A 26,041-nucleotide genomic window follows, 5' to 3' on the forward strand; every position below is an offset into this window, starting at 1 on the left:
AAGGGCTGAGGCGTAGCGAGGAGTCACCGGCCTAGGACCTCCGCGACGAGCGTGCTCACCCGCTCGACGAGCTCCTCGAGGGTGTACTTCTTCCTGACGAGCGTGTAGTGGTAGTTGTTCTCCCAGATCCCCCTAGCTCTGGGCGAGAGGAGGCTGTCCAGGTTCCGCTTCACCGGGGAAGCGTCCAGGGGGCCCGCGTGCCTCCTTACGCTCTCCTTGTCCGCGTAAGCTAGGAGGCGCAGATCTAGCATTGCTTTGAGGACGTCGTGAAGGTTGTACTCGAGGTCGGGGCCAAAGTCCCATGCGACCTTGAAGGTGATCTTCGACGCTAGCTGGTACTCGAGCTTCGTGACCCAAGCCCTTACGGCTGTGCCGAACGCGTCCTCGAGCGTGGCCTCCTCCCGGGGCATCTCGCCTGGGTCGAGGGAGACCTCGAGCCTGACGTAGTCGATCCTGGGGTCCCTCACGCCCAGCTCCTCCTCGAAGACGCCCCGGAGACCCTCTATGAGGTTGAAGTCCTGTATGCCGAGGAACTCGTGGAAGGGTCTGCCGTCGTACCTAGTTATGACGGGCACGCGGAGGGAGAGGAGGGTTGGGAAGTGGTCCTTCTCCGCGTCGTACTCGACAACGAACAGCTTCGCGAACCTCTTGGGGGCCACCGGCAGGTCCAGCGTGAGACCGTTCTCTGCGAGCCACCTGTTGAACTTCAGCATCCCCCCAATTACGACCCGCTTGGACGCGACCCTCCTGTGCCATGCCGAATCCAAGTCGAAGGTCAGCCTGGGCGGCTCGCCGTGCCTAACCATGTATACGTAGTTCAGGACGGAGCCGCCGCCGAAGAACAGCCTGTCGCCGAAGTACTCGGAGAGAAGCCTGAGCAACCTCATGATGTGCCAGACCCTCTCAAGCCCCCTGGCCACGGCGTGCGCCTCGCGCCGGCTCAGCCCTCCCTCGGCTCCTGGGAGCCTGCGTGCCACGTCGAGCAGGAGGGCGAATTTAGGCGTGAGCACGCGAAGCCGCGCCCTCAGTTCTTCAAGCTGATCCCCGCTTATACCCGGGCCCGCGGAGCCGTCCACCTTAAACACGCCTCTCCTCCGCTACCCCGTTGGCGAACACCAGGCTTGTGTACTCTCCGAGCCTCTTCTCGAGGATGGCGGGGTCCGCGAGCCTTAAGTAGTCGAACCCGGTTGCTACTTGCTTGCCGGTGGCCGTCCTGAGGAATGCCAGGAAGGTTGAGAGCCTTCGGAGGCCGCGCGGGTTTGTCCTGCGGGCGACCTCGTCCAGGTTCAGCCAACTCAGGTTGTGGTAGATGTACTGCTCGGCGGGGTAGGCTGGGTCGTATGCCAGGAGGTCGGCTAGGCTCTGCTCGGGTAGGCTCATGGACACCTTCAGGTCCCAGTCGTACCTCCAGGCCCTGCCCCTCAGGCTGATGTAGACCGGCAGGTAGCCTTCAGGCGGGTCTACTCTGCCTTGGAGGAGGCTGTCGACGATAACCAGCGTTTTTTCGGGGAAGCCGAGCCACTCGATGCTCGGGGGTTCGGCGATGTAGTAGTAGACCTCGGGCACCGACCTGGCCCAGTACTCGTGCGAACCGCTACCCTCAGCTGTCTCGAGCACGTACTCCGCGAGCGCCCTGGCTTTGCCCGTGTCGCGCAGCGCCCACCTCCCGCGGCCCACCTCCCTCGCGATGCCGTCATCCCTGAGCTCTCTAAGGAACTTGTAGACGAGGCCGGAGTTAAGGCCGAAAACCCTTACGATGCGGGCTACGGGCACGTCAAGGTTCAGCCTCCAGGCTTTCGCAAGCTCTAACAGCACAGCCCACCGTAACTTCGACACACGTAAAGCCACGCGATTCACAATGCCATAGTTTTTTATAAAGATTTATAGGCAGTTACTGCCTACAATTAATGGGACATATGTTGCATTGAGACTGATTTCAGGAGCTGCTGAAGGGTTAAAGTTAATAGCTCTCCGGATTTGTAGAGAGAAAGAGAAGAACCTGGCTACCAGAAGGTGGACGGGTTGCGACTCAAGGCGAAGAAAGGTGATAGTCAGAGGCTGAGGGTTAGGCTGTTCAAGCTGAGAGGTGTGGACAGAATGGAGGGGCTGTCAGAGGAGGTGGATAAGATCAGGGAGGAGTGGGACCGGGAATTCGAGGAGAGAACGTGAACTGGATCCCTACAATGATAAGATAGTAGAAAGAGAGGCGCGAACGTCCAGTGAAAACTCGAGTCGAGTACGAGCGCGATTGCTCGGTTTTAGGAGGTGCTCCTCGGGACCGGAGCCAGCTTAAACCTCAGAAGTGAACGCATTTATAGGCAAAGCTCCACCTGAGTGTGAGAGCAGATGGGCCACGTTTCTGTGAGGGCGAGGATATGCTCGCTGGACAAGTCGAAGTGCGCGGACGTTGAAGCGCTAGTGGACACTGGGGCGACGCTGACCGCGATCCCGAGGAGCCTAGCTGAGACGCTGGGCATCGAAGCCGTCAGGAGGGACGTCGTCGAGACAGGGGCTGGGCTCGTGGAGGTTGAGCGTGGCGCCGCCGTGGTCTCGGTGGAGGGCAGGGAAACGGTCACAGAGGTGTGGGTAAGCGATATCATCGGAAGGGTGCTCATCGGGGTTGCAACGCTGGAGATGCTCGGGCTCCGCGTCGACCCTAGGACGGGGAAGCTTGAGCCTTCGCCCCTGCTGCTCTACTAGCCCATACGGTTGCTTGACTACTCTCAGCGCGTACAGCTCAAAGCACAGCATGTGTGAAGGTTTAAATCCCCCGGCATCCGCTTAAGCGCGACAGTCGAGTGGACAGAGAGATCTGGGACTGCGTTGCGAGGTGGCTCAGGCTGACGGGCCTCGCTAAAGCGCTCTAGAGGCTCAGGCAGCCGAAGCCCCTCAGCAGGGCGTTCGGCACGAGGAACACGAGGTACATAGCTAGCGTTCTCGAGAGGCTGCGCCTCGCGGGCCTTGTCAAAGAGGCTGTGGTCGGCGACGTGAGGTACGTCTACCTGACGGAGAGGGCTTGCGGCCTGCTTGCGCTGCTCGGCTACAGCCTCGAGGAGCGGGCGTGCGGGGAGCAGGCGTTCAGGCTCATCCGGCGCGGAGCCCATGAGTACCCGAAGAGGGGCCTCGGATCAGTGAAGGGGTGAATGTGCTAGGCGCAGCCGGGTACCTCGACGCCTCGTAGTGCCTCTCAAGCACCCGGGCCCGCGGGGCAAGGAAGGCCAGCGAGGGAAAACTTAAAAAGCTGCAATGCTGCGAGAACTTGATGGAAACTGCTGGTCGGCTTCTTCCACTTCCACCTCCAGTGACCCGAGCGCCAGCGCTAGGCCCCAAGCCAGCGCGGCGACGCTCATAAGCAATGCCCCCAGCGCGCAGAAGAAAAGCGCCACGAGGCGGCCGGAAGGGTCATTTGAGGAGCGGTATCCCTCGAAGCCTGCGACGAAGAACGTAAGCCCCACTAACGCTGGCAGAAACGCCGCTGGAGAACCCTTCTCGGAGAACCTCAGCCTCCTGGGCATCCAACACCCACATAATTGCACTATCCTAACTAATAAGCGCTTCGAATCCGAGGAGCCTTAAATAGTCATCACTCACTCTGCGAAGCCCTCACCAGCTAGATACAAACCCTTGTATCCAAGGCGTCGCAGTAGCTGGCCGCTCTAGAGCTAAGCCGAAAACTTGGCGAGCCGCAGGGTAAAGCCACACTGACGCTTTTGCGCTTCCCGATTTATCTTGACTCTGGAAGCATAGTAAGTCTCTATGTAGTTTCACATAGATAATAAAAAGCGCTATTAGCATGTTTAACAGAGACGAAAATAACTTTTAAAGGCAGACCAAAAACAAGGGCAACAGCAAGATTTATAAGCAAGCCCGCCAAATAACCCTTGTATGGCGAAAAGACAGGCAATAAGCCCCGTAATCGCAACAGTTATCATAGTCGCCGTCACCATCGCCGTCGCAATCGCGGTAGCCTTCTGGATGACGGGCATCATCGGCATCTTCACTGGCTTCGAGCAGCTCACGATCGAGACGATTTACGCGCAACCCGAAGCAGGAGGCTGGACTGTGACTCTCATTGTCTCTAACAAGGGGACGTCCCCCACATCGATCACCGACATCTTCATAAACGGGGTGAAAGCCGGAGGTACAGGATGTCCCGTTAAAGATAACGCAAGCATAATCGCGGGGACTCCGCTGCCGATAGACCCGGGAAGCAAGGCGACGATACTCCTGACGATACCGCCTGGTAGCAGTTGCGGCGCTACGAAGTTCGTCGCTGGTCAGAGCATCGAGGTGAAGCTTCACAGCTCGGGCGGCAAGGATTACCCGAAGCTTGTCGTGCTGCCCTAAAGGAAAAATTTTTTTGTCTGTTGGCGCAGTGCTTATAAAGTTATTTTTCTCGATAACTTTCTTGAAGGTGTATGCGTAAGACTGTTGGGATCGGCTTGCTGGCTCTCGCAGTCATTTCAGCGGTTGCGCTGTTTTCCTCGGTGGTTGTGCTGGGGCCCGGAGTGGTCGCGGTGGTCTACGACCCGCTTACGGGCTTTATCAGCGGTCCACACGTGGGGCCCTCGGCGTTCCTCAAGGCTCCGTGGCAGGGCGTGGTTAGGGGCTCCTGCGGTGTGGAGGTCGTGGAGCTTTCGGGTAGGCCCGACTCTTCTCGGGGGCCGGTGGCGGCGCGCACGAGGGACGGCGTCGAGGTGTGGGTGGACTTGGCTCTCGCCTACAGCGTTGGACCCTCTGCGCTTCGGGGAGCTGGTGAGGAGCTACCCGGGGCTCGACTTCGCGGAGAAGGCGCTCGCACCCTACCTGGAGCAGGCGGCTCGGGAGGTGGTAGCGGGGTACACGGCTGAGGAGCTTTTCGCGGCCGGTAGCCGGGTTTCGGAGGAGATCAGGTAGGCGTTTCTGAGGAGAGTTCGGGCCGACGGTAGCCTCGCGGCCGTAGAGGTGAGGGACGTCAGGGTCGGGGAGATCAAGCTTCCCCGGAGGTCGAGCAGGCATTGCAGGAGAAGGTGGCGTCGTACCAGAGGATGCTCGCCGAGTACTACAGGAGGGTGGGGGAGGCGTTGGCTAGCGCCACACCGGGGTTCGAGCAGCTAGCCGTCGATACGGTCTACGCGCAGGCGGCGCCGGGGGGCTGGACTGTGACGGTGCAGGTCTCCAACAGGGGCTCGCTCCCCGCGCTGGTGACAGCCGTGAGGGTGAACGGGGTGGATGTCAGCGAGTGCAGGGACTCTGTGCGGGCGACCCCGAACGTTGCTGTGAACCCTCTCCCGGTTCTCCCAGGCGGCTCGGCGACGATACTGCTCTCAGTGTCCAGGTCCGGGAAGTGCGGTGCAACGGTGTTCACCGCCGGCTCGAGCATCGAGGTAAGGCTACGCACGGCCTCGGGTGCGGAGTACGCGAAGCTCGTCGTCCTGCCCTGACCGCAGCGACTGAAGATCGATCAGCCTGATTGAGCCGCCTGGGGCTTGCTGCGGCGCTGCCTTTGCTCCTCGAGGGCTTTCAGGGTGAAGGCGACGAGCTCTGCCGTCTCCCTTGCCCTCACCTCGGGTGTGGCTCCGAGGTGGCCGCTTCTCGTCTCGACTCGCAGGTACGCGGGGGCGCCGAGGTCTAGGAGCCTGGCGGTGAGCTTGAGGGCGTGGGATGGGTGGACGCGGTCGTCGGCGAGGCCCGTGTAGGCGAGGACGTAGGGGTAGTCGGCTGGCTTGAGGTTGTGGATGGGGGAGTAGGACTCGAGCACCCTCCTGTCCTCGGGGTCGTCGGGGTCGCCGTACTCGGTGGTCCAGAGCCTGCCGAGGTGGAGCCTGTGGTAGCGGAGCATGTCGGTGAGGGGGTAGCCGGCGAGGGCCACGTCGATGAGCTCGGGCCTCCTAGCCACCACCGCGGCGACTAGGAGCCCCCCGTTGCTCCTGCCTGTCGCGACGGTCATGTAGCCCCTGGCCCTGTAGTGCTCGAGGAAAGCCCCGAAGTCCTCGAACACCCTCACCTTGTTCCCGCGCATCCCGGCCCTGTGCCACTCCTCCCCGTACTCGAAGCCACCCCTCAGGTTCGTCGAGACGAAGGTCGCGCCGGCCTCCAGGAGCATGACGGCCTCCGGCTGGAAGCGGGGCTTGACCGACAGCGCGAACCCCCCGTAGCCGTACACCACAGCCACCCCGCCGTCCCGGGCGGCCCTGCTCCTCACCTCGAAGCCGTGCACCCTCGTCCCGTCCCGCGAGGAGACCCACAGCTCCCTGACCTCCAGCCCGAGGGGAAGCGAGGAGCCCTCGACCAGCCACGCGCCCCCCTGGTCTACGAGGTAGAGCTTGCTCGGCGTGTCGAAGGACTCGTACCTCGCCAGCGCCGCGCCGAAGCCCCTGGAGAGGATGGTGACGCTGCCCGGCCCCTCGCCGAGCCCCACCTCCCCAGCCGGCTCTCCCTCCGGGCTGTAGAGCTCGAGCCTGTTCGCGCCGTCGACGAGCCTCACCGCTAGGAGCCTCCCGCCGACGGGGGCGGCGTCCTCGATGGGGTGGGCCTCGGCCCTCAAGATTACCCTGGCCCCCCGGCCAACCTCGACGACCTGGCCCAGGCTGTGCTCGTAGCTAAGCACGTAGCTGCGGCCCCCGAGCCTGCCCACCGGGTAGGCCTTGGAGCCTCCGGGGTCGTAGAGCAGCCTGAAGCCGCCGCCTGCGAGCTCGTACACGAGGGACCTCGACCAGCCGTGAAAAGCTACGGCGTACACCGACTCCCCGTCGCCCGCGAGGTGGACCAGCCAGTTCGTGCCCAGGCCCTCGCCGAAGACCAGCTCCTCCCCGGCCCCGAGCTCCGCCTCGAACACCCTGCTCGCCGGCGCCTCGACGCCGTCCGGAGCGGTGCCGGACCTGTAGGTGCGGACGTACAGGAACCTCTCCCTCGTGAGCCAGACGGGGGGCGAGACGTAGCCCTCTGGCCCCTCGATACGCTCGCCGGTCTCGGTGTCGACGATGAGCGTGCGCGCGTAGTCCGAGCCGGCCCTCGTGTGCAGGGCGGCCAGCATCCTCCCGTCCCTGCTCGCGCTGATCGATGCAACGACGGCGTCGCCGCCGAGCTCCCGCGCGTCCAGCACCGTCTGCGGCTCCGCGTCGCCGGTGCTGTACCTCTTGACGGTGAAGGTGCCACGCTCCCTGGTCAGGGCGTAGAGGCCCCCCTCGAAGAGCGCCGCGTCGACCACGTAGGGCAGGCTGTGGAGCTCCAGCGCGCGCTGGTAGAGGGCATCGGCGAGGGGCGAGACGAACTCCCTGAACCTCCGGTTCTGCTCCTCGATGAAGGCCTTCACGCGGGGGTCCTCGAGGTCCTCGAGCCAGTCGTAGCCGCTAGGCACGGTCCATGCACGCGGCTTTCGAAAATAAAAGTTACGTCGGTGGAATCATCCCTAGCATACGGGTGAGGCGTTTTCCCAAGAGCCTTTGCAATCCAGCCGGGGACTGGGGTGCAAACTCCAACCGGCTTCCTCGCACGCGAACGGTCGGATGTGCACGAAACCCTTTTAAGCTGAGATGGAGTGGTTTGCCGCAGGGAGCGGGGTTGGAGTTGCTCAGCAAGGAGGAGAGGCTGAGGATCCTGAGGACCGTCGCCGAGGACGAGGAGTTCAGGCACGCGCTGATGGGCGCGCTTGGCTACTCCGAGCTCCTCTCAAACCTCGAGAAGATATGGAAGGAAATCGAGGAGATCAAGCGCGAGCAGGCGAAGATCTGGCAGGAGATAAGGGCTATAAGGGAGGAGACCAAGAAGATCTGGCAGGAGATAGAGGGCATCAAGCGCGAGCAGGTCAAGATATGGGAGGAGATCAAAGCGCTCAGGGAGGAGGCGAACAAGCTCTGGAAGGAGGTCAGAGACCTCAAGGAGGGGCAGAGGAGGCTTGAGGAGGGCCTAGAGAAGGTGTGGGGTGCGCTCTTCCATGGTTTCTCGCAGCTCAGTAAGTTCGCCGGGTTGACGTTCGAGGAGTTCGTGAGGACGCTTCTGACGGACCTCTTCCGGAGGCACGGCGAGATCCCGGAGGGCGCTGAGCTGAAGCGGGCCGTGATTGACGGGGAAGAGGTGGACATTTTCCTCGAGGACCCGCTCATCGTCGGCGAGGTGACGGCGCGCGCGGCCGCCTGGATCGACTGCATACCTAATAGCACCATACTCGCCGTCAACGACGTCTCCTACGACCAGATACAAGCCCCCGTCGTTAGCAAGTGCTGGTTCAGCTCGAGGAGCTCCGTCGCCTTGACTTCCGCCTCTGTCCGGGCGGAGGGCAAGTACCTCATCTGCTACGCCCGTGCGATGTCGACCCAGTGGACGCAGTTCAGCCAGTTCGTCTTCTGGGTTAACGGCCAGGTAAGCTGCACAGGGTCCCACTCCGCTTGGGCTGCCATAGGTTGCGGTTGCTAAAAAATATTTTTCCTCACTGATTTGAGGTTGCCTCAACGGCGCGGCATTTTCGTCATCCTGCGAGTGCCTGGTTCTGGTTGAGCAATCGTCTAGGCATTCTCGTCGCGCTTGACGGATATGCTGAAGCTGGGCTTGTCCCACCGGTGCCGGTGTGGGTGGTGCTTTCTTAGAATCTCGAACACCTCGTCGAGCCTCGCCTGCCAGTCGGGGACCCTGTAGTCGTCTGGGTCGATGAACCTGTAGCTCGTGAGGGGCTTGATGTCGAGCACGGGGGTGCCTGAGAAGCAGTCGCAGCCGGCCACGAACAAAACCCTGCCGCTCCTTTTCAGCAGGTGGACCGTTGTCAACGCGATGGGGTTCGGCCTGAAGGGGCTGGCGACGGCGAACACCCCGACTTCCGGCATTGACTCGTCGCTCACCCCCAGCCTCTGGACGACGTCCCTGAAGATCCTGACGGGCTTCGTCCTCAGGGGTAGGCGCTGCGCCTTGTGCATGAAGGTTACGAGTATCAGGTGCGAGAAGCCGTCGATCCCGCCCAGCGCCTCAGCGTACTCCTCGTCGACCTCTACGAAGGCCTCGACGGCCCCAGCTCTTCTGACCTGCTCGTCTGTGTAGCCGTGATAGACGTAGCCGATGGGCTTTACCTCGAGCACTTGTACGCGTGTCGACTGAAATATTTAAACGTAAGCTGGTAATACGCTCACCGTGAGGTACTACGCCCTCGACGTGCTAGCATGCCCCTACTGCCACGCGTTCCCGCTGAAGCTGGTGGTGCTGGAGGAGAGGAGGAGCCCCATGAAGTACCCCTGGCCGAGCAAGCCCTTCTGCGACTACGTCTGTGCGTTCAGGGGCGTAGAGGTTGCGAAGTGCGAGAGCTGCGAGTGCGAGGAGTGCCTCAGCCGGGAGGTGGTGAGCGGCGTGCTGGTGTGCCCGAAGTGCGGCAGGTGGTTTGCCGTGGTTGAAGGCGTGCCTCAGCTACTGCCCGACGAGGCTAGGGATTTCGACGCTGAGAGGGCTCTGCTTTCAAGGTTCAGGGAGAAGCTAGAGCGGCTCGACCCCGAGGTCGCTAGGCGCGTTTTCGGTGAAGCTTCTCATGTTGGGGGAACGGGGCAGGCTCCTGGACGGGTGTAGTCTGCATCCGCGGTGTAGAGGCTAGATGACTTTAGGTCTGCGAAACAGCTGGTATGATTAACTAACTTTATGTGGTGTTTCTTAGTTTTTCAAACGGAAAGCTTTTATTATCTTGAGTTAAGCTTTTTAATCGCCGGTGAGGCAGAAATGGGTCTCTTGGAGCAGTGGCTGAGCTACCCGGCAGCCTGGGACAGGATTCTGAGCATTATCGGCATCGAGATCCACTGGCTGATACTGCAGTACGTGCTAGGCCTACCCCTAATGGTGCTGGTAGCCCTACTAGCGTACAGGAGGAGCGGGGACGCCCGCTGGGAGCGCATGGCGAGGACGATGACGAAGGCTCTGGGGCTCGTATTCGCGGTCGGAGCTGCCACGGGGACGGCTAGCGAGTTCGGCCTAGTGGTCGTGTGGCCGAATCTTCTCGAGGCGGCTGGGCGGTACATCTACTACCCCCTGTACCTCGAGATCTTCGCCTTCCTCACGGAGATCGTCTTCATATACCTCCTCGTCTTCGGCTGGTCCAAGCTTTCCGTGAATGCGAAGATAGCGGTCGCGTTCCTCGCGATGTTCGGCGCCTGGTTCAGCGGCGCTATGATAACGAGCGTGAACAGCTACATGGTGGCTCCGACCGGCATAGTCGCGGCCTACGACCCGCTCACGGGCTGGAAGTACGACCAGGGCTACCCTAAGGTGCTGCTCGTGGTGCCGAAGGACATCGTCGGCGCGCTGGACGTCGGCAAGCTCCAGTCGCTCGGGATGGAGGTCGTCGGCGACACGGGCCAAGGGGTCGCGGTGCTGATGCCGTCGAAGATCGTCGCGAGGCTGGCGGCCGAGGCCTGGGGCGGGGTGAGGGTCAGGGACAGCGTCCTGAAGCTCGTCGTCAAGCCTGAGGCCCTCGGGGCAGTCGGGGACCTGCTGGTCAAGGATGTCGTCGACAAGATACTGGTCTTGACCGTTCAGACCGTCGGGTACACCACCGTCACGTTCCAGTCGCCCGTGTACCCGGGCACCCTCGTCCACTCGATAGGAGCGGGGGTGACGGTGACCGCCTTCACGATACTCGGTGCTTACGCGCTTCTCCTCATCAAGTCCAGGGACGAGAAGAGCAGGGACTACTACATGCTCGGCTTGAAGTTCGGCGTGGTGGCGTCCCTGGTCGCCATAGTCCTCCAGGGAGCAGTGTTCGGGCACGTGATGGGCGAGGAGATCGCGAAGTACAACCCGGAGAAGCTGGCGGCCATGGAGGGGACGAGCTCGTCCATCCTAAGCGTGTCCAGGATGCTTGGGCTCGAGAAGCTGATGCCCCTCATAGCCTACGGTAGCCTCGAGGCGAAGCTCCCGAGCTACGACGCGATACCGGCCGACTACTGCACCCTCCTCGGAGTGCCGGGCGTGTCGGACTGCAGGCCGCCCCTCATGATACACTACCTCTACTACGCTAAGATCGGCCTGGCAGTGCTCCTCGGCCTCTACGCGCTGCTGCTCGCCTTCCTGCTCTACCGCAGGGCCAGCCTGCCGGGCTGGGTGCTGTGGGCTGGGGCGCTCTCCCCGGTTGCCGCGCAGCTGGTCAGCTTCCTCGGCTGGGCCGTCAGGGAGATGGGTCGGAAGCCCTGGTCGATCTACGGCGTGATGACCGTCGACGTCGCCCACACAATGAACCCCGCCGACCCGCTCGCCTACGTTCTCGTGGCCCTGCTGTTCCTCGGAACGCTCGCCGGGCTCATATACGCCGCTTTCAAGGTACTCTACGAGCCCTCGGTTAAGGGGTGATCGCGGTGGAGGCTCCGGTGTTCTTCCTGGCGCTGGTGTTCGGGATCCACATAGTCGCGGTGAACGTCGGGATAGCGCTCGCGACGCTCGTGCCCATCCTCAAGAGGAGGGCTGAGCTCAGCGGGGACGCCAGGCTCGCCGAGACCGCTAGGGGGCTGTTCAGGATATACGCGGCCACCTACGGGCTCGCGGGCGTGATGGGCACGGCCTTCACGGTCTTCCTCCTCAGCTTCTACCCGGAGTTCGTCGGCGTAGCGGGGAATATCGCCATGATACCCTTCGGGATCGCCATCGTAGCCATAGTCCTTCACTTCTTCGCCATCGTTGCCTACTGGTACGGCTGGGACGCCTTCAGCCCCACAGCGCACTTCTACGCAGGCGTCCTACTAGCCCTCACAGCCTACCTGATCCCGCTCGGCTTCAGGGCGGTGTTCGCGTTTCTCAACACGCCCGCTGGCTTGAGCTTCGACGGGAAGCCCTGGCTCGACGTCGCCAAGGCCCTGGCCAACCCAACTTTCCTGCCCCTGTACCTCAAGAGCGTAGTGGGGGCGCTCACGCTGGGATTCCTCTTCGTCTCCGCGGTGCTCGCGGTCAAGGGCCTCAGGGGCGGCGGGCTCAGCGGGGTCGAGGAGGACCTGTACAGGGACGGGTTGAAGTGGGGCACAGCCGGCCTCCTGGCTATGGCTTTCCTCGGCGCGTGGTACACCGTCTCCCTAACCAACACGCCGATAAAGTTCAACAACATCTTCAAGGGGCTCGGCTGGGCAGTCCAGGGAGTTGAGAGGCTCTCAGACTACTCGTGGCTCTTCGCGGTCAAGATGCTGCTCGTCTTGGCTCAGGCCCACATACTTCTCCGGTTGACGGTGTTCAAGCCGGCTGAGGCCTCGACGCGGGCCGGCTACCTTGGCTCCATCTACGCGGCGACCGCGGCGGCTCTCACCGTCCTGACCGGGGAGTACCTGAACGCGTTCAGCCAGTACCCGTTCTTCGTCGCCAACCTACCGCTCATCACCTCAAGCGTCCCCGAGCCCTGGAGGACGATACTGGGCAGGTCGCTCGACCTGAGGAACGTGAGCCCCCTAGCCCTGGACCCCGCGCTCTACGCCGTGACCGCGGTGGGCCTGCTCGCGCTGCTCGCGGCGGCCGGCTACTTCCTCTACGTCGTCTTCCTTAAAAGCGAGTAGCTTTTTAAGTAGTGTATTTTCACCCCCATTTTCTCGAGGACCTGAGCGGTGTAGAGCTTAACAAGCCTGTCCAGCACCTTCCCGCTTATGCCGGCGGCCTCGCGGATGATGAACATCCTGAGGTGCTGGTAGGCGTGGAGAACCACAGCTAGGTTCCAGTAGGCCGCCTTCACGAGTGCCGGAACGTCTGTGGGGGATTCAAGGAACCTCGCTGCCTCGCCGACCAGGTGGCCCACGGATCCGACGAGGACGCTCTCGCTGAGGCCCAGCTGTATGTACGCGAGGCCAGCCCTGAACACCGTCTCCGCGTGCTCGCGGCCGTAGTCACCCATGAAGAGGAACGTCAGGAGGCTCTCGAGGACCATCCGCAGCCCGAGCTCCGTGCTCTCGTCCTGGAGTATCGAGGAGGTCTCGGGCATCTTCTTGATCGCCTCGAGGGTGCTCGAGACAATCTCCTCCTCGCGCTCTAGGATGCTGGGAGCCAGGGACTGGAGGCGGCCCACCTCGCTGCTCGTAAGCCCTAGAAGCCGGAAAGCAACCTCTCCCTCACGCACCACCTCCGCTAGTATCTCCTCCTGCACATTCAGGACTCGCTTTCGGCACAGATATACTTTACGCTAAGTTTAGCTGAGACGATAAAACGAAATAAAAAGAAAACGGAATAAAAAGAGTTTCCCAGCCTCTCTAGAAGCCCTTCCTGGCCTCTCCCTTCCTCACGAACTGAAGGGTTACGGCCGAGAGCAGGAGGAAGGCGATCGAGTAGGGCATCAGCGTCGGGTAGCCTAGAAGGTCGATGAACAGGCCCGCGATAGGCGGAGCGAGGATTGCCGCGCTCTGCGACGCAAAGTAGTAGAGCCCCGTGTAGGCCCCCAGCTTCTCGCGCGTCGTCATGTCCACCACTGTTGGCAGGCTGTTCACGTTGACCAGAGCCCAAGCAAAGCCCCCGAGGAAGAACAGCGCCTCGACAGTATAGACGAGCACTGATCCTGTAATGCTGAGAGCCGCGAGGTGGACACCTGCCAGGAGGGAGACGAGCAGGAGGAGCCCCAGAGTCATCGTCCTCCTCCTGCCCAGCTTGGCGCCGATGAAGCCTGCCGGGAGGGAGAAGATGAGGAAGCCCAGCGCGACGAAACCGAGGATGAAGGACCCGGTGGCCTCGTCTAGCCCCATGTACCACTTGGCGTAGCTCGTGAAGAAGGTTTCGATGGCGTTGTAGCCTATGAACCAGAGGAAGATGGAGGAGAGCATAAACAGGAGGCTCTTGTCGGGGTCCGTGAACGCTAGCTTGAGGTTGTCAGCGAGTTCCCTGAAGCTCTGCCTGAATGTTTTCCTTAGGACCTCGGTGAAGCTGGGACCCCCGGCTTCCTTGACCTTGAACTCCTCCGGCTCGTCGACTAGCAGTATCACCAGCAGGCTGGCGAGGAGTAGGATGACCCCTGAGGCCACGAATGGGTAGGTGGGGTTCATCTTGTAGAGCAGTGAGCCGACGAAGTAGGCGAGGAGGGACCCGACGCCGCCCATGAAGTTTATTATCCCGTTAGCCTGGCTCCTCTTCTCGCTCGGCGTTATGTCGGGCATGAACGCTATGACCGGCGACCTGAAGAGCGCCATAGACAGGTTCATGACGACGATCACCGCCATCATCGGCAGGAGCTCGGCCCTGAAGAACGGTATCAGCGCGAAGGTGAGGGCGGCGGGCGGGGCGCCGAGGAGGATGTAGGGCTTCCTCCTGCCGATACGCGTGCGCGTAACGTCGCTGAGGACACCGAGGTAGGGCAGTAGCACAACGGCGAAGATGTTGTCGATAGTCATTATGAAGCCCACGAGCCACGAGGCCAGCCCGAGCTCCTTTAGGAATACCGGGACGTATGAGTTGTAGACCGACCAGATGACGCTTATGCCGAAGAAGCCGAACCCAAGCAGGAACACTTTAAAGTAGCTGAACTTCTCGGCTTGCATACAGTGCTATCCTCTAATTAGGTTGTTTAAATGTATTTCTCTTAAGACCATTATACCACATGTAAGTGGGGCGAATCTATTAGCTTAATTAATCTTCTTTACACTAAGTTTATTAAGTCACTAAGTCGGATTATAATCGTATGGGCGAGGATTTAGAAAGAAGTATAGAGCTTTTAAAGAAGAGGTTTGAAGATCCGGAGGTCGTGAAGTCGCTTTCTGGTTTCACAAAGGTGGTGATCTTCGAGTTTCCCGATGTAGGTAAGAGCTACACCTTCAATATTGAGAATGGGCTTCTCAAAAGCGTAATTGAGGGCGCACAAGGCCAAGGAGATATCCGGATAACTATGTCGTCCACAACATTCACGGATATAATGAGCAAGAAGGCGAACCCTATCAGAGAGTACCAACTTGGCAGGATAACAGTTAAGGGCTCCATGAGCGATCTCCTAAAAATGAGGAAGTTGCTGCTCTAGGGAAACATGCCTCGGAAGGCACTAGTGACGGCGCGCTTCGCGAAAGATGCTCTAGCTGAGCTTGGGAAGCACCTCGAGGTCAGGTACGAGAGCTGGTTTGACAGGCACTACGTACTCTCGGAGGAGGAACTGTTAGAGCGCGTGCGGCGTGAAGGATACGATGTACTTATCGTCGAGCTAGAGCGCGTGAGCGCGGAGGTTTTGGATGGCTCGGATCTCAGCATCGTGAGCATTTGCAGAAACGACCCCTCCAAGAACATAGACCTTGCGAAGGCCACCGAGCGGGGGGTTCTCGTCACGTACACGCCTGGGAGGAACGCGAACGCCGTAGCAGAGCTGACCGTAGCTTTGATGCTCGCAGTTCTGAGGAAAGTTGTGCGAGCCGACCGTAGACTTCGGGGCGGGTTTACGGTTTCCAGCTTCGAAGATTTTGTAGCTCTCAGGTCTGAGCTGGAGGGTAGCGAGCTGTCTGGGAAAACTGTCGGCATAGTGGGGCTCGGCAAGATAGGAAGCCGTGTTGCCGAATTACTTGCGGGCTTCAACGTCAGGCTCCTCGCATACGACCCTTACGTCGATAGTGCGAAAGCGGAGAAGCTGGGGGTTAGGCTTGTAAGCCTCGAGGAGCTCCTCCGCGAGAGCGATATCATCACGTTGCACGTCCCTCCCACCCCTGAGACGGTGAACCTGATCGGCAAGAGGGAGATCGACTTAATGAAGCCGACAGCGATACTCCTAAACCTGGCTAACCCGGTTGTCGTGGATGAGGACGCTCTCTACGAGGCTCTAGCCCAGGGCAGAATCGCAGGAGCAGGTTTGGACGTGTTCACGGAGGAGCCTGTGGATTCCTCTAACAGGTTCCTCAAGCTCGACAACGTCGTGGTCACCCCGCATATCGGCGGCAATACCCTCGAGACTGTTCACAGGCAGTCCTGGATGGTTGTCGAGGACTTGACTCTCGCCCTCAAAGGCGAGAAGCCTAGGCGCTTGCTGAACCCGGAGGTCTGGGAGAGATGGAGAAAGAGGTTTTCCTGGTAATCGACCTTGGGACATCGTGCCTGAGGACACTAGCCCTAACGCGAGAGGGGAGAGCTGTCGCTGGGGCTAGACGCGTGCCGAGAATCTTGCGCGGAGAATTCCCCTTTATCCTGCAGTATGATGTTGACTCGCTCACCTCGGATCTCTACACCTCCATTTCAGAGGTACTCGAGCAGCTCCGCGGAAGGAAGTTCAGTCTGAGGGCAATAGGGGTAACTGCTCAGCGTGGGGGTGCATGCTTCCTCGACAGAGACCTGAACGAAATTTACGTAGGTCCGAACATCGACGCCAGAGGCTTTCTGGCAACGATCGACCTGGCTGAAGACCGGTTGCGCAGGGTTTATGAGTCCACGGGACAGTACCCTCCACAGCTCTTCGTACCAGGGAGGCTTCAGTGGTTCCGCGAGTACGCTGAGGAAGAGTCTCGGAGGATAGCTCACGTGATAACGCTCCTCGACTGGGTTGTGTTACGGCTCACGGGGAGGGTTACCAGCGAGCTCTCCAGCGCTTCGAGCACCATGCTCCTCGACGTAAGGCGTCGGGAGTGGAGCAAGGTAGCGCTGGAGGCTTTCGCGGTAGACCCCGCGTTGCTTGCGGAGATCAGCGAACCGGGCCTCGTATCCGAAAACATTTCACCCGAGCTATCCAGGAAAACTGGCCTACCCGAGAAAACGCCCGTTGTCGTGTGCGGCGGGGACACCCACGTTGCTTCACTGGCTTTTGGCGCGACAGTAACTGGCGTTGCCGGTGCAGTGGCGGGCGCAACCTGCCCGGTGGTTCAGGTCCTTAGTGAGCCTCGCGTAGATCCTGAGATGCGCATGTGGACGAGCGTCCACGTAATCCCAGGGCACTGGATCTTAGAGAGTAATACAGGTCGTTGCGGTGGAGTGGTTGACTGGTTTGTGGAGAGCCTCCTTCTGAGGCCCGGGGACTACGAGTACTTCGACGAACTTGTGTTGTCGTCTCCTCCGGGGTCACGGGGGGTCCGATTCAAGCACGGAGCCTCAGTGATGAACGCTAGGAAAACAGGAGAGCAGGACGTAGACATTTACGTGAGAGTCCCCGAGTTCTCGCTCCACGAGGAGCAGGTGGCAATACGGGACGTCGCTCGAAGCCTCCTGGAATCCATCTCTTACTCGGTCAGGGCTAACTACGAGCAACTCAGGAGCGTGTCTGGAGCAGCCTCGCCGTTCTTCGGCGTAACAGGGGGCTTGACAAGGCTTCAGAGCTTCCGGAAGATTCTGCCCGCCGTCATGGGTTTCGAGACGAGGTTCACGAGGCAGCACAACGGCACAGCGCTAGGTTGCTTGGCTCTGACGATGCAAGCGCTAGGCGAGTTTAGGTCGGTTGGCGAGGCTGTAGCCGCAGTAAGTGATGTTGAGGGGGTCAGACCCCCTGAAGGGGAGTGCCAGGAGTACAACACGCTTTATTATAACTGGCTGGAGTTTTACAGGGAGGTGATCTGATTGTTATACCCAGAGCTGAGGAAGGGCATCGTGGAGGCTTTCAGGTTCCTCGAGGAAAGAAACCTGAATTACGGCTACAGCGGGAACATCAGCGTTCGGGTCCCCCAGGGCGACCTATACCTCATAACACCAAGCGGGGTGAAGAAGGCTCGTTTATCGCCCGAGGATGTTCTTGTTGTGGATCGTAGCCTTAACGTTGTTGAGGGTCGCGGTAACCCCTCCGTTGAGGCGCGGATGCACCTTGCGATCTACGATGCACGGGAGGACGTGCGGGCAATCGTGCATGCACACCCACTCTACTCCTCGGTGCTTGCCGCTATTCGAAGGAGCCTCCCCCCGCTCCTCGAGGAAACAGTGCTCTACCTTGGGGGAACGGTAGAGGTCGCTGACTACGCTCCCTCAGGAACCGAGGAGCTCGCCAGGAATGTGGTCAGAGCGCTTGGCGGGAAAAGCGCGGTTCTGCTTGCCAATCACGGCGCGTTGACGTGCGGGTCCAGCCTCGAGGAGGCTCTCGACGCAATGGTGTACCTCGAGAGAGCCGCGCTCGTATACGTGCTGGCAAGCCTCCTGGGCGCTCCACATGAACTACCAAGCGAGGTGGTCGAACTCGAGCGCGAGCTTTACGAAGCGAGGAGGTGGAGCCCTAGATGAAGTTGCCGTATGCCGGGAGGGTTGCGCTGATAGATCTCTCGAACCGAAAGGTAGAGTATTGGACCCCAGACGAGAATCTTCTCAGATCGTTTTTAGGGGGCGCATCGCTCTCAGCCGCCCTGTATGTTAAAGCGCGCCCAAGCCTGCCACCCCCTCTTTCCCCTGAGAACCCCTTGATCTTCATGACTGGGCCCCTTACCGCTACCCGCGCCCCGACTTCAAACAGGTACTCGGTCTCCTCGAGGTCTCCCTTAACGGGCCTTTGGGGTGAAGCCACCTCTGGTGGTGCTTTCGGGGCGAAAATGAAGCTCGCGGGTTTTGACGGTATCGTAGTTACCGGTGTCAGTGAGACGCCCGTTTATATCTTCCTGTCGGACGGGAGAGCAGAGATTAGGGAAGCTAAGGAGCTCTGGGGGTTAGGCACATATGCAACGCAAAGGCTGATCAAGCAGGAGTTGGGCTCAAGTGCCAGTGTAGCGTGCATAGGACCCGCAGGCGAGAACCTGGTGAAGATCTCGGCTATCATAAATGACGCTGGGAGAGCGGCCGCGCGAACGGGTTTAGGAGCTGTAATGGGCTCGAAAAAGCTCAAAGCTATCGCCGCTATCGGAGATGGCGTAATTGGAGCTGCTACAGAGGAGTTCGAGTCGTACGCGCGAGAGCTCTGGAGCAAGATAGCGACCTCTCTCTCCGCGCAGGCCATGAGGGAACTCGGAACCGCCTCCTACTTCGACATCGGCTACGACTTCGGCGACATTCCCGGGAAGTACTTCACCAGCCTCGAGTTCGATCCATCGCAGCTTAGCGGATCTCGCCTCAGGGAGGTGTTCAAAGTAGAGCCCCTCGCCTGCTACATGTGCCCGATAGGCTGTGGCCGCAGAGTGCGCGTAGAAGGAGGAATCGTGGACGGTCCTGAGTACGAGACGCTCGCCAGCCTGGGCTCGCTAAACCTCGTAGCAGACATAAAGGCGGTGGTTGAGGCGAACCACCTGTGCAATGACCTTGGGCTTGACACGATATCCACAGGTGTCACAATAGCTTTCCTCAACTACTCCTCCGAGAGGGGCTACGTGAGCGGTATGAAGCCTCGGTGGGGTGACGGGGAGGCGCTGAAGAGTATGATCGTTGACATAGCCTACAGGAGGGGCCTCGGCGATACCCTGGCAGAGGGCGTCAGGGTAGCGGCCAAGAGGCTCGGTGTACCCGAGGAGATCGCGGCTCACGTGAAGGGGCTCGAAATCCCAATGCACGACCCTAGAGCATTCTACTCGGTAGCGCTGAGCTACGCAACAGGCCCCAGGGGGGCGTGCCACCTGCGAGCGGACTCCTACCTAGCAGACATGGGAGCTTTCGAGGATCCAGAACTTGGAATAGGTCCAGGGGAGTTTCACACGCTCGAGGGCAAAGCCTCTGTCGTGATTGCCATGCAGAACCTAAGGGAAGTCTTCAACTCCGCTCTGCTGTGCATTTTCACAGGCCTCAAGTCTTCCGAGCTTGCAAGGCTACTCTCGCTAGCCACAGGATGGGACATAGACTCCAAGGCGGTGTTCATTCTAGGTGACAGGTCCTTCACCCTAAAGAGGGTGATCAATAACGCCCTTGGCGTTACCAGGAGGGACGACCGTCTACCAGAGATAGTTCTTCAGCCCTACAGCTCTGGACCGATAGCGGGGAAGACGCCGAAGCAAGAGCTCGACCACGCACTTGACGAGTACTACGCCCTTAGAGGATGGGACGCGGAGGGTCGGCCAACAGATGAGAAGATTCTATCCCTAGGGTTATCCGAGTACAAGTCCATTCTGTCCAAGCACGCTTGAAGGCTGAGCCATACTGTTGGCACAAGGCATAGACAAGGTCGAAAGCCGCAGATTGCTGTGCTCCAGGCTGGACTGTTAACTAGCAAGGAACAGGAAAAGTATTAGATTAGGTTGAAGGGTTAAGCTTAGCGCTGGATTTCGCGGGCGGGTACTAGCCGAAAGGTGTGGTGGCTTCGCTAACGGTCCTCGCGTTACTTTTCCTGATCGCTTCTGTGAACCCACCAGGTTCTGGAGAACTACTCGAAGGCGGGGTAGCTCCCAGAGCTCGAAGACTGAAGAATACGATGCGTATACGGCTTACTCCTACACGCTAGCTTCGCTAAGGTCAGATACATCGTTAGAGCTCTGCCGGGTTCCAACTACTCGAAAGTGAAAGGGGTTCTTTTCACCGCCGGGCAGAGCTGTTTCTTCCGGAAAGCTTCGAAGATATGTTGGGATTCAGGGTTAAAGTTTCTCATCACTGTTCAGGGCTCCAGACCTTCAATCATCCTTCATTGAATCCGCCGCGGAGGGATAAATACTGAGTGGTCTAGGGATAGCTTCCCTTATGCGAAAGGTTTATAAAGTAATGTCTATAGACTGTCTGCAGACATGTATGCAGAGGTTTCGGTTCAAGAGCAGGTTCCGGGGTGGCTTGAGGTTGCTCGTGCTCCAGATACTCAGCGAGGAGCCTACGCACGCGTACGGGATCATGCGGAGGCTCGGCGAGCTGACGGGCTTCATGCCGAGCAGTGGCGCCTTCTTCCCACTGCTCAGGAGCCTGGTTAGGAGCGGGCTGGTGGAGGTCGATGAGGTTGAAAGGGGTGGTAAGGCTGTGAAGGTCTACCGCTTGAGCGAGGAGGGGAGGAGGGTTCTCGAGAGCCACCGCAGCCAGGTTGAGGAGGTTTTGAGGCTCGCCCGATCGTTCAGGCGTTTTAACGACTCGGGGCTCTCCCGGGTCTTCCAGGTTGTTGACGAGGTACTGGGGAGTATGGATAGGTTGAGTGACAGGCAAGTTGAGGAGCTCAGGAGGGCTATTATGGACTTCGAGTACAGGGTTTTGGGTATCCTGAGGGGTGGTGGCGGTGAGTGAGGCAATCGTCGTGGAGGACCTAGTTAAGAGGTTTAAGGACGTGACGGCAGTGGACCACGTAAGCTTCAAGGTCAAGAGCGGTGAGATCTACGGCCTCCTGGGGCCGAACGGCGCCGGCAAGACAACCACCATACACATCCTGACGACGCTCCTGAGGCCCACCAGCGGTAGGGCGCTCGTGGCGGGCTTCGACGTGGTCGAGCAGCCCCACGAGGTGAGGAAGCGCATAGGCATCGTCTTCCAGGACCCGAGCATCGACAACCAGCTCACGGCCTACGACAACATGTACATCCACGGCAGGCTGTACGGGCTCAGCGGGGAGGAGCTGAAGAGGAAGATCTACGAGCTCCTCGACTTCGTGGAGCTGAAGCCCTACGCCAACAAGCTTGTGAAGAACTTCTCCGGGGGCATGAGGAGGAGGCTCGAGATCGCCCGCTCCCTCCTCCACGAGCCCGATATACTGTTCCTCGACGAGCCGACGATAGGCCTGGACCCCCAGACGCGGGTGAAGATATGGGACTACATAACGGCTATAAAGAAGGAGCACGGCATGACCATCCTCCTGACGACGCACTACATGGACGAGGCGGACCAGCTGTGCGACCGCATAGCTATAATGGACCACGGCAAGATAAAGGCCGAGGGCTCCCCCGAGGAGCTGAAGTCGATGCTCGGCAACGAGGTGGTCTACCTCAAGCTCGACGGCCACATCGAGGCCACGCCCTGCATTGAAGCCGACTTCATCGAGAACTGCAAGCCCGTCTCAAGGAACACAGTGCAGCTCGTGGTCAAGAACGCCTCAACCGCGCTGCCCAGGATATTCGAGCTCGCCGGAAGCAAGGGGCTCAGGATTGTGGAGGTCACGTACAAGAGGCCCACTCTCAACGAGGTCTTCATCCACCTGACGGGGCGCGAGCTCCGCGACTCGCTTGAGGAGGGCGGGCCCAGGCCGCCGCATAGGAGGTGGTAGGTTATGAAGGGAGTAGTTCCGATGGTATACAGGCAGGTGAAGAGGTTCGTAAACGCGCGGTCCAGGCTCGTCATGACCATCGTCCAGCCACTGATATGGCTGGTCTTCTTCGGCATGGGGTGGAGCAGGGCCTTCAGCTTCCCGGGCGCCAGGGCGATGTTCGGGGGGCTAGACTACCTAACTTACCTCGCCTCAGGGATGGTCGCCATGACCGTAATGACCGGCTCCTTCATGAGCGGGGTGTCGGTGATCTGGGACAAGCAGTTCGGCTTCCTCAAGGAGACCCTCGTCGCCCCCGCGTCCAGGGCGGAGGTGATCCTGGGCAGGGCGCTCGGCGACGCGCTGGTGGTGAACCTCCAGGCCATGGTGATACTCGCGCTGGTCTTCCTGATAGCCCCTGGCCTCAACCCCGCAGGCGTGATACCGGCGTTCCTCTACGGGCTGCTCCTCTCCCTGGGCTTCGCGAGCTTCGGCATAGCCCTCTCTGTGAAGCTTTCGAGCATGGAGGGCTTCCAGATGATCGTCAACCTGATAACGATGCCCCTGCTCTTCATGAGCGGCATCTTCTACCCCCTCACTACGATGCCCGACTGGATGAAGGCGATAGCCTACTTCAACCCCGCAACCTACGCCGTGGACGGCATGCGGTTCTGGCTCACCGGGGTATCCTACTTCGACCCAGCCGAGGACATCGCGCTCCTGCTCGCCCTAACGGCCATCCTGCTCTTCATAGGCGTCAGATCCTTCGAGAGGGCAACAATCGAGGACTAAAACCCGTAGCCCCAATCACAACCCCCTTTTTCTAAACCTACTCTTTCTCTATTCGAAGCTGTAGCGAGCAGACAGCAAAATAATGTTTTTTAGCCTGCTACTCCCCAGCCACTCGTGGCAAGTGTCTCGGCCAGGAGCCCCGACCTCGGGGGAGGCTTGCAGTACCACATCAGGTGCAAGCCCGGCGATGTCGCCCCGTACGTTCTGCTCCCCGGCGACCCAGACAGGGTTCCGCTGATCTCCAGCTTCTGGGATGAGAGGCGCGAGGTCGCGAGGCACCGCGAGTACACGACCCACACCGGGAGGTACAAGGGGGCACCCATCTCAGCCACGTCCACCGGTATCGGGGGCCCCGCCGCGTCCATAGCCGTCGAGGAGCTACTGAGGGTCGGAGCCGGTACGCTCATAAGGGTCGGGACCACGGGGGCTATACAGCGTGACATCAGGGTCGGCGACCTCGTGATCGCCACCGGGGCCGTCAGGCTCGACGGCGCCAGCCAGGAGTACGTGATGGCGGAATACCCAGCCCTAGCGCACTTCGAAGTCGCGCTGGCGCTCATAGAGGCGGCCGAGAGCCTGGGCGCGAGGTACCATGTGGGCGTCGTCGCCTCAACCGACACCTTCTACACGGGGCAGTCCAGGCCGGGGTTCAAGGGCTACCAGCCGAGCTGGTCCCCAAGCCTCATGGCCGACCTCCAGGCCGCCGGGGTGCTGAGCTTCGAGATGGAGGCCGCAACGGTGTTCACGCTCGCGTCGATCTACGGGGCCAGAGCCGGGGCGGTGCTCGCCGTCCTAGCCAACAGGGTGACAGACGAGTTCGTCCCAGAGGCGGGGGTTGAGGACGCCGTTAGAGTGGCTAACGAGGCCGTGAGGATCCTCCACGAGTGGGACGCTTTAAAAGGAGGTAAAAAGCACCTGTACCCCTCTCTCCTAAGGGAGTTAGTGTGCAGGCAGTGAGCCCCGCGACCTTTTGCTCTCAGCCCTCTTCGCCGCCCTCACGGCAGCTGGGGCGCTTGTGTGGTTCCGTTACCCTTAAGCCCAGTACCCGTGACCACGCAGACGCTCCTCACGTATCTTGCCGCGCTGCTGCTCGGCGGCAGGCTCGTGGCGCTGAGCCAGCTGTTTCACGTGCTCCCCGATCTTCGTCGGCATGAGAGGCGAATCAGAGGCCCCAAGCCGGACCACAGCCATTCGAATAGCAGGGCACTCGGTGGCTAGCGGTCAGTTGGGCGCAGCCTCCTCACCAATCGGAGGGCTTTGCCTCATCACCACTACAAACCTGGAGGCAAGGGGCGCTAAAACCCTTGCCTACCTCGTCTTGAAGAAGAGCCAGCCGTCCTTGAACCTGAGGAGGACGTAGGTCCCCTTCAGCTTCGAGCCGTAAAACCTCAGGACAAGCTTGTCGCCCGAGGACTCCAGGAGCTCGTACTCCCCCTTGTCCCAGATCCTCATCGTCCCAGCCCCGTAGCCCTCCTTTATCTCCCCCTCGAAGTCCAGCCACTCGAGCCCGTGGTCCTCCTGCTGCACACCGTACCTCTTGACACCGGGCTCCAGGGGCGGCTGCTTCCTGAAGGCCCAGTCCTTCAGCACCCCACCCATCTCAATCCTCAGGTCGTAGTGCAGCCTCGCGCGCCTTGCGTCGTGCTCGTGGACAACAAACCTGGCCCTACGAGAAGCCACCTTGCCTCGCCTACTACTCCTGCGATTTGCTGGGAAATAAGCGCAACGCCTAGAAACGAGATTTGGCTAACATGGCGTATTCTGAGGAGTTAGAAGAAAAGAATGGGAAAAAGAGCAGTTTTATTTTTTCTGCCTTCTGCGAAGGGCGATCAGGGCGGCCGCGACTACCACTGCAACAACTATCAAGGCTATGATGATCATCGTGTAGTCCTGAGCCGGCTGGGCGGGTTGCTGGGCTGGCGGTTGCTGAGGCTGAGTGGGCTGAGGCTGCTGAGCGTAGAGGTTCACCTCAATCGGAGGCGTCACACTCTGCACGGTGTCGATGTACTTGGGGGCGAAAATGCCGGTCTTAAGCAGGGGCTTGTAGAGGTCTGGCAGCTCCTCCGGCCTGTAGTACTTCGCGAGAGTGCTGTTGTCCCAGACTATCTGCGCTATGTACATGTCCTGCACGGTCCTGTGGTCCTCTTTCCTGATCGTGATCTGGCCTTTAACTGAGAAGAAGTTTAGACCCTCCAGGGCCGCTATAAGCTTCTCGGAGTCCGTGGAGCCCCCGGTTTTCTTCAGTGCAAGGCCTAGTGCGTGGCCGGCGACGAAGCCCTCGCCGACAAACAGATCGGGCAGCGGGAAGGCCGCGAGGAGGGATCCCATCGTCGGCAGCGCCTTCTGCTTGTAGAGCTCCACGTACTTGGAGACAAGCCAGTTGTTAACGGGGTTGTTCTGCGGAAGGTTCCAGGCGTACTTCATCATACCCTGGTAGTTGGGGAGGTAGAGGCCCATTCGCAACAAGTTCAGCGTCGCGAGATCCGGGATGCCGGACGTCACTTTCATCTTCTGGTAGACTCCGGACGCGTTTATCTGCTGGTAAAGGGTTAGGGCTGTGGCCCCGCTCCAGACGGGTATGAAGACCTCTGCCTTGGAGGCCAGGAGCGCCTGGATGTAGGGCGTGAAGTCCGTTGTGGTGACAGGCGCGTAGATGTCGGCTACAACGGTGCCCCCGTTCTGCTGTATCACGCTGGACCATGCTTCAACGGTGGACCTGCCCCAGGAGTTGCTGGGCGCGATGAACGCGACGGTTTTGCCGAGCTTAACCGCGAAGGTGCCCCCCGCGATGGCGTCGTGCCACGTCGTGCTAGAGAGCTGGAAGACGTACCTGTTGAGGTAGGTCTTCGTTATCTCGTGGTCCGCCGCTGGGACGACGATGAACACTATCTTGTACTTCTCCGCGATCTGAGTCAGAGCGATGGCTGAGGGGCTGTCAGCCGTGCCGACAAGGATCTCGACGCCCTTGTTCTGGATGAGGTCTTCGGCTGCCTTCGTGGCCGTCACAGGGTCCGGGACCTGTTGCCCCGCTGGGACGTTGCTGGCGGCGATTATGTGTATAGTCCTCCCCTGCCAGTTCAGCTTCCACTCGAGGTTGGGAGTGACGGTCTCGAAGCTAGAGATGTTCAGAGCGTACATCAGGCCTAGGATGAAGCCGTTTATAGACATGTCGCCGTAGTAGCTCAGCGCCCCTGACCTGTCCGTGACGATGCCTATTCGGATCTCCTGCGGCTGCGCGCTCAGCGTTCCGGAGAGCCCTGAGAGAGCAAGGAGCAGTGCGAGTATAACAGCTACCTTTTTTCTTGCCATACGAGTCTAGAGTGGCGAAAAACGTGTTGAATAAAGATA

Annotated in this window: 29 protein-coding genes; 20 read left to right on the forward strand and 9 right to left on the reverse strand. The window is 60.1% G+C overall.

What is annotated here, in order from left to right; genetic code table 11:
* Nucleotides 1-23: 23 nt before the first annotated feature.
* Both MOV14_RS00235 and MOV14_RS00240 read right to left on the reverse strand, forming a co-directional pair.
* Nucleotides 24-1,085 carry a hypothetical protein gene (locus tag MOV14_RS00235; protein WP_318537216.1) on the reverse strand — a complete coding sequence of 354 codons (1,062 nt, stop codon included), beginning with the start codon at nt 1,083-1,085 and terminating at the stop codon, nt 24-26.
* Nucleotides 1,078-1,836 (reverse strand): hypothetical protein, encoded by a 759-nt coding sequence (locus tag MOV14_RS00240; protein ID WP_318537217.1) that lies wholly within the window; start codon nt 1,834-1,836, stop codon nt 1,078-1,080. Before MOV14_RS00240 ends, MOV14_RS00235 begins: the two co-directional genes overlap by 8 nt.
* Nucleotides 1,837-2,022: 186 nt before the next feature.
* Here MOV14_RS00240 and MOV14_RS00245 point away from each other — a divergent pair, with 186 nt between their 5' ends.
* From MOV14_RS00245 to MOV14_RS00255, 3 genes are all read left to right on the forward strand, one after another.
* Nucleotides 2,023-2,169 carry a hypothetical protein gene (locus MOV14_RS00245; RefSeq protein ID WP_318537218.1) on the forward strand — a complete coding sequence of 49 codons (147 nt, stop codon included), beginning with the start codon at nt 2,023-2,025 and terminating at the stop codon, nt 2,167-2,169.
* A gap of 177 nt (nt 2,170-2,346) precedes the next feature.
* Nucleotides 2,347-2,700 (forward strand): retroviral-like aspartic protease family protein, encoded by a 354-nt coding sequence (locus tag MOV14_RS00250; RefSeq protein ID WP_318537219.1) that lies wholly within the window; start codon nt 2,347-2,349, stop codon nt 2,698-2,700.
* Nucleotides 2,701-2,987: 287 nt separating this feature from the next.
* A complete protein-coding gene (locus tag MOV14_RS00255) occupies nt 2,988-3,143 on the forward strand; it encodes a hypothetical protein (RefSeq protein ID WP_318537220.1) in 156 nt (51 codons plus the stop codon).
* Between the two features lie 90 nt (nt 3,144-3,233).
* On the opposite strand, the gene MOV14_RS00260 is transcribed toward MOV14_RS00255, so the two are convergent.
* Nucleotides 3,234-3,515, reverse strand: a complete 282-nt coding sequence (locus MOV14_RS00260) for a hypothetical protein (RefSeq protein WP_318537221.1) — start codon at nt 3,513-3,515, stop codon at nt 3,234-3,236.
* A 370-nt stretch (nt 3,516-3,885) separates the two neighbouring features.
* On the opposite strand from MOV14_RS00260, the gene MOV14_RS00265 reads away from it, so the two are divergent.
* The 3 genes from MOV14_RS00265 to MOV14_RS00275 all read left to right on the forward strand — a co-directional run bounded on the left by MOV14_RS00265 (nt 3,886) and on the right by MOV14_RS00275 (nt 5,423).
* Nucleotides 3,886-4,347 (forward strand): archaellin/type IV pilin N-terminal domain-containing protein, encoded by a 462-nt coding sequence (locus MOV14_RS00265; protein WP_318537222.1) that lies wholly within the window; start codon nt 3,886-3,888, stop codon nt 4,345-4,347.
* A gap of 71 nt (nt 4,348-4,418) precedes the next feature.
* Nucleotides 4,419-4,850 (forward strand): hypothetical protein, encoded by a 432-nt coding sequence (locus tag MOV14_RS00270; RefSeq protein WP_318537223.1) that lies wholly within the window; start codon nt 4,419-4,421, stop codon nt 4,848-4,850.
* A gap of 147 nt (nt 4,851-4,997) precedes the next feature.
* Nucleotides 4,998-5,423: a hypothetical protein gene (locus tag MOV14_RS00275; RefSeq protein WP_318537224.1), complete on the forward strand. Its 426-nt coding sequence runs from the start codon at nt 4,998-5,000 to the stop codon at nt 5,421-5,423.
* Between the two features lie 20 nt (nt 5,424-5,443).
* Here the strand turns inward: MOV14_RS00275 and MOV14_RS00280 are convergent, their stop codons facing one another.
* Nucleotides 5,444-7,339, reverse strand: a complete 1,896-nt coding sequence (locus MOV14_RS00280) for a prolyl oligopeptidase family serine peptidase (RefSeq protein ID WP_318537225.1) — start codon at nt 7,337-7,339, stop codon at nt 5,444-5,446.
* A gap of 203 nt (nt 7,340-7,542) precedes the next feature.
* Here MOV14_RS00280 and MOV14_RS00285 point away from each other — a divergent pair, with 203 nt between their 5' ends.
* Nucleotides 7,543-8,394: a hypothetical protein gene (locus tag MOV14_RS00285; RefSeq protein ID WP_318537226.1), complete on the forward strand. Its 852-nt coding sequence runs from the start codon at nt 7,543-7,545 to the stop codon at nt 8,392-8,394.
* A gap of 89 nt (nt 8,395-8,483) precedes the next feature.
* Here the strand turns inward: MOV14_RS00285 and MOV14_RS00290 are convergent, their stop codons facing one another.
* On the reverse strand, nt 8,484-9,047 hold the full coding sequence (locus tag MOV14_RS00290) for an SAM-dependent methyltransferase (RefSeq protein WP_318537227.1): 564 nt from the start codon (nt 9,045-9,047) through the stop codon (nt 8,484-8,486).
* Between the two features lie 52 nt (nt 9,048-9,099).
* Between MOV14_RS00290 and MOV14_RS00295 the strand changes: the two genes are divergently transcribed.
* The 3 genes from MOV14_RS00295 to MOV14_RS00305 all read left to right on the forward strand — a co-directional run bounded on the left by MOV14_RS00295 (nt 9,100) and on the right by MOV14_RS00305 (nt 12,479).
* Complete coding sequence (locus tag MOV14_RS00295; RefSeq protein WP_318537228.1) at nt 9,100-9,525, forward strand: Trm112 family protein; 426 nt, start codon at nt 9,100-9,102, stop codon at nt 9,523-9,525.
* A 147-nt stretch (nt 9,526-9,672) separates the two neighbouring features.
* Nucleotides 9,673-11,295, forward strand: a complete 1,623-nt coding sequence (locus tag MOV14_RS00300; protein WP_318537229.1) for a cytochrome ubiquinol oxidase subunit I — start codon at nt 9,673-9,675, stop codon at nt 11,293-11,295.
* A 5-nt stretch (nt 11,296-11,300) separates the two neighbouring features.
* Entirely contained in the window at nt 11,301-12,479 is a 1,179-nt protein-coding gene (locus MOV14_RS00305; protein ID WP_318537230.1) for a cytochrome ubiquinol oxidase subunit I, read from the forward strand.
* Here the strand turns inward: MOV14_RS00305 and MOV14_RS00310 are convergent.
* Both MOV14_RS00310 and MOV14_RS00315 read right to left on the reverse strand, forming a co-directional pair.
* Nucleotides 12,452-13,060 carry a protoglobin domain-containing protein gene (locus tag MOV14_RS00310; protein ID WP_318537231.1) on the reverse strand — a complete coding sequence of 203 codons (609 nt, stop codon included), beginning with the start codon at nt 13,058-13,060 and terminating at the stop codon, nt 12,452-12,454. The two genes, MOV14_RS00305 and MOV14_RS00310, sit on opposite strands and share 28 nt — an antisense overlap.
* A gap of 103 nt (nt 13,061-13,163) precedes the next feature.
* Nucleotides 13,164-14,438, reverse strand: a complete 1,275-nt coding sequence (locus MOV14_RS00315) for an MFS transporter (protein ID WP_318537232.1) — start codon at nt 14,436-14,438, stop codon at nt 13,164-13,166.
* Between the two features lie 140 nt (nt 14,439-14,578).
* On the opposite strand from MOV14_RS00315, the gene MOV14_RS00320 reads away from it, so the two are divergent.
* The 10 genes from MOV14_RS00320 (at nt 14,579) to MOV14_RS00365 (ending at nt 23,911) form a co-directional block, all read left to right on the forward strand.
* On the forward strand, nt 14,579-14,911 hold the full coding sequence (locus MOV14_RS00320; protein ID WP_318537233.1) for an SCP2 sterol-binding domain-containing protein: 333 nt from the start codon (nt 14,579-14,581) through the stop codon (nt 14,909-14,911).
* Nucleotides 14,912-14,917: 6 nt separating this feature from the next.
* Nucleotides 14,918-15,946, forward strand: a complete 1,029-nt coding sequence (locus tag MOV14_RS00325) for an NAD(P)-dependent oxidoreductase (RefSeq protein ID WP_318537234.1) — start codon at nt 14,918-14,920, stop codon at nt 15,944-15,946.
* Nucleotides 15,922-17,412 (forward strand): xylulokinase, encoded by a 1,491-nt coding sequence (locus MOV14_RS00330; RefSeq protein WP_318537235.1) that lies wholly within the window; start codon nt 15,922-15,924, stop codon nt 17,410-17,412. The genes MOV14_RS00325 and MOV14_RS00330 overlap by 25 nt, the downstream gene beginning before the upstream one ends.
* On the forward strand, nt 17,413-18,063 hold the full coding sequence (locus MOV14_RS00335) for a class II aldolase/adducin family protein (protein ID WP_318537236.1): 651 nt from the start codon (nt 17,413-17,415) through the stop codon (nt 18,061-18,063). It abuts the gene before it with no gap.
* Nucleotides 18,060-19,880 carry an aldehyde ferredoxin oxidoreductase family protein gene (locus MOV14_RS00340; protein WP_318537237.1) on the forward strand — a complete coding sequence of 607 codons (1,821 nt, stop codon included), beginning with the start codon at nt 18,060-18,062 and terminating at the stop codon, nt 19,878-19,880. The genes MOV14_RS00335 and MOV14_RS00340 overlap by 4 nt, the downstream gene beginning before the upstream one ends.
* A gap of 595 nt (nt 19,881-20,475) precedes the next feature.
* A complete protein-coding gene (locus MOV14_RS00345) occupies nt 20,476-20,952 on the forward strand; it encodes a PadR family transcriptional regulator (protein WP_318537238.1) in 477 nt (158 codons plus the stop codon).
* Nucleotides 20,945-21,922 (forward strand): ATP-binding cassette domain-containing protein, encoded by a 978-nt coding sequence (locus MOV14_RS00350; RefSeq protein WP_318537239.1) that lies wholly within the window; start codon nt 20,945-20,947, stop codon nt 21,920-21,922. The genes MOV14_RS00345 and MOV14_RS00350 overlap by 8 nt, the downstream gene beginning before the upstream one ends.
* 3 nt (nt 21,923-21,925) lie before the next feature.
* On the forward strand, nt 21,926-22,693 hold the full coding sequence (locus tag MOV14_RS00355; RefSeq protein WP_318537240.1) for an ABC transporter permease: 768 nt from the start codon (nt 21,926-21,928) through the stop codon (nt 22,691-22,693).
* A 114-nt stretch (nt 22,694-22,807) separates the two neighbouring features.
* The gene (gene udp / locus MOV14_RS00360; RefSeq protein ID WP_318537241.1) at nt 22,808-23,650 is read left to right on the forward strand and encodes a uridine phosphorylase; all 843 of its coding nucleotides are present in this window, start codon (nt 22,808-22,810) and stop codon (nt 23,648-23,650) included.
* Nucleotides 23,651-23,710: 60 nt separating this feature from the next.
* Entirely contained in the window at nt 23,711-23,911 is a 201-nt protein-coding gene (locus MOV14_RS00365) for a hypothetical protein (protein WP_318537242.1), read from the forward strand.
* A 90-nt stretch (nt 23,912-24,001) separates the two neighbouring features.
* On the opposite strand, the gene MOV14_RS00370 is transcribed toward MOV14_RS00365, so the two are convergent.
* Nucleotides 24,002-24,373 (reverse strand): DNA polymerase ligase N-terminal domain-containing protein, encoded by a 372-nt coding sequence (locus MOV14_RS00370; RefSeq protein ID WP_318537243.1) that lies wholly within the window; start codon nt 24,371-24,373, stop codon nt 24,002-24,004.
* 120 nt (nt 24,374-24,493) lie between these two features.
* Complete coding sequence (locus MOV14_RS00375; protein WP_318537244.1) at nt 24,494-26,002, reverse strand: substrate-binding domain-containing protein; 1,509 nt, start codon at nt 26,000-26,002, stop codon at nt 24,494-24,496.
* Nucleotides 26,003-26,041: the final 39 nt, after the last annotated feature.

It is taken from the genome of Infirmifilum sp. NZ (genome assembly GCF_022693705.1).
Taxonomy (GTDB): domain Archaea; phylum Thermoproteota; class Thermoprotei; order Thermofilales; family Thermofilaceae; genus Thermofilum.

Bases quoted from the DNA above. Each gene is read 5' to 3' on its own strand.
- MOV14_RS00250 (WP_318537219.1), top strand. From the start codon at position 2,347: ATGGGCCACGTTTCTGTGAGGGCGAGGATATGCTCGCTGGACAAGTCG.
- MOV14_RS00330 (WP_318537235.1), top strand. From the start codon at position 15,922: ATGGAGAAAGAGGTTTTCCTGGTAATCGACCTTGGGACATCGTGCCTG.
- MOV14_RS00355 (WP_318537240.1), top strand. From the start codon at position 21,926: ATGAAGGGAGTAGTTCCGATGGTATACAGGCAGGTGAAGAGGTTCGTA.
- MOV14_RS00265 (WP_318537222.1), top strand. From the start codon at position 3,886: ATGGCGAAAAGACAGGCAATAAGCCCCGTAATCGCAACAGTTATCATA.
- MOV14_RS00320 (WP_318537233.1), top strand. From the start codon at position 14,579: ATGGGCGAGGATTTAGAAAGAAGTATAGAGCTTTTAAAGAAGAGGTTT.
- MOV14_RS00315 (WP_318537232.1), bottom strand. From the start codon at position 14,438: ATGCAAGCCGAGAAGTTCAGCTACTTTAAAGTGTTCCTGCTTGGGTTC.
- MOV14_RS00300 (WP_318537229.1), top strand. From the start codon at position 9,673: ATGGGTCTCTTGGAGCAGTGGCTGAGCTACCCGGCAGCCTGGGACAGG.
- MOV14_RS00270 (WP_318537223.1), top strand. From the start codon at position 4,419: ATGCGTAAGACTGTTGGGATCGGCTTGCTGGCTCTCGCAGTCATTTCA.
- MOV14_RS00260 (WP_318537221.1), bottom strand. From the start codon at position 3,515: ATGCCCAGGAGGCTGAGGTTCTCCGAGAAGGGTTCTCCAGCGGCGTTT.
- MOV14_RS00345 (WP_318537238.1), top strand. From the start codon at position 20,476: ATGCAGAGGTTTCGGTTCAAGAGCAGGTTCCGGGGTGGCTTGAGGTTG.
- MOV14_RS00325 (WP_318537234.1), top strand. From the start codon at position 14,918: ATGCCTCGGAAGGCACTAGTGACGGCGCGCTTCGCGAAAGATGCTCTA.
- MOV14_RS00375 (WP_318537244.1), bottom strand. From the start codon at position 26,002: ATGGCAAGAAAAAAGGTAGCTGTTATACTCGCACTGCTCCTTGCTCTC.
- MOV14_RS00340 (WP_318537237.1), top strand. From the start codon at position 18,060: ATGAAGTTGCCGTATGCCGGGAGGGTTGCGCTGATAGATCTCTCGAAC.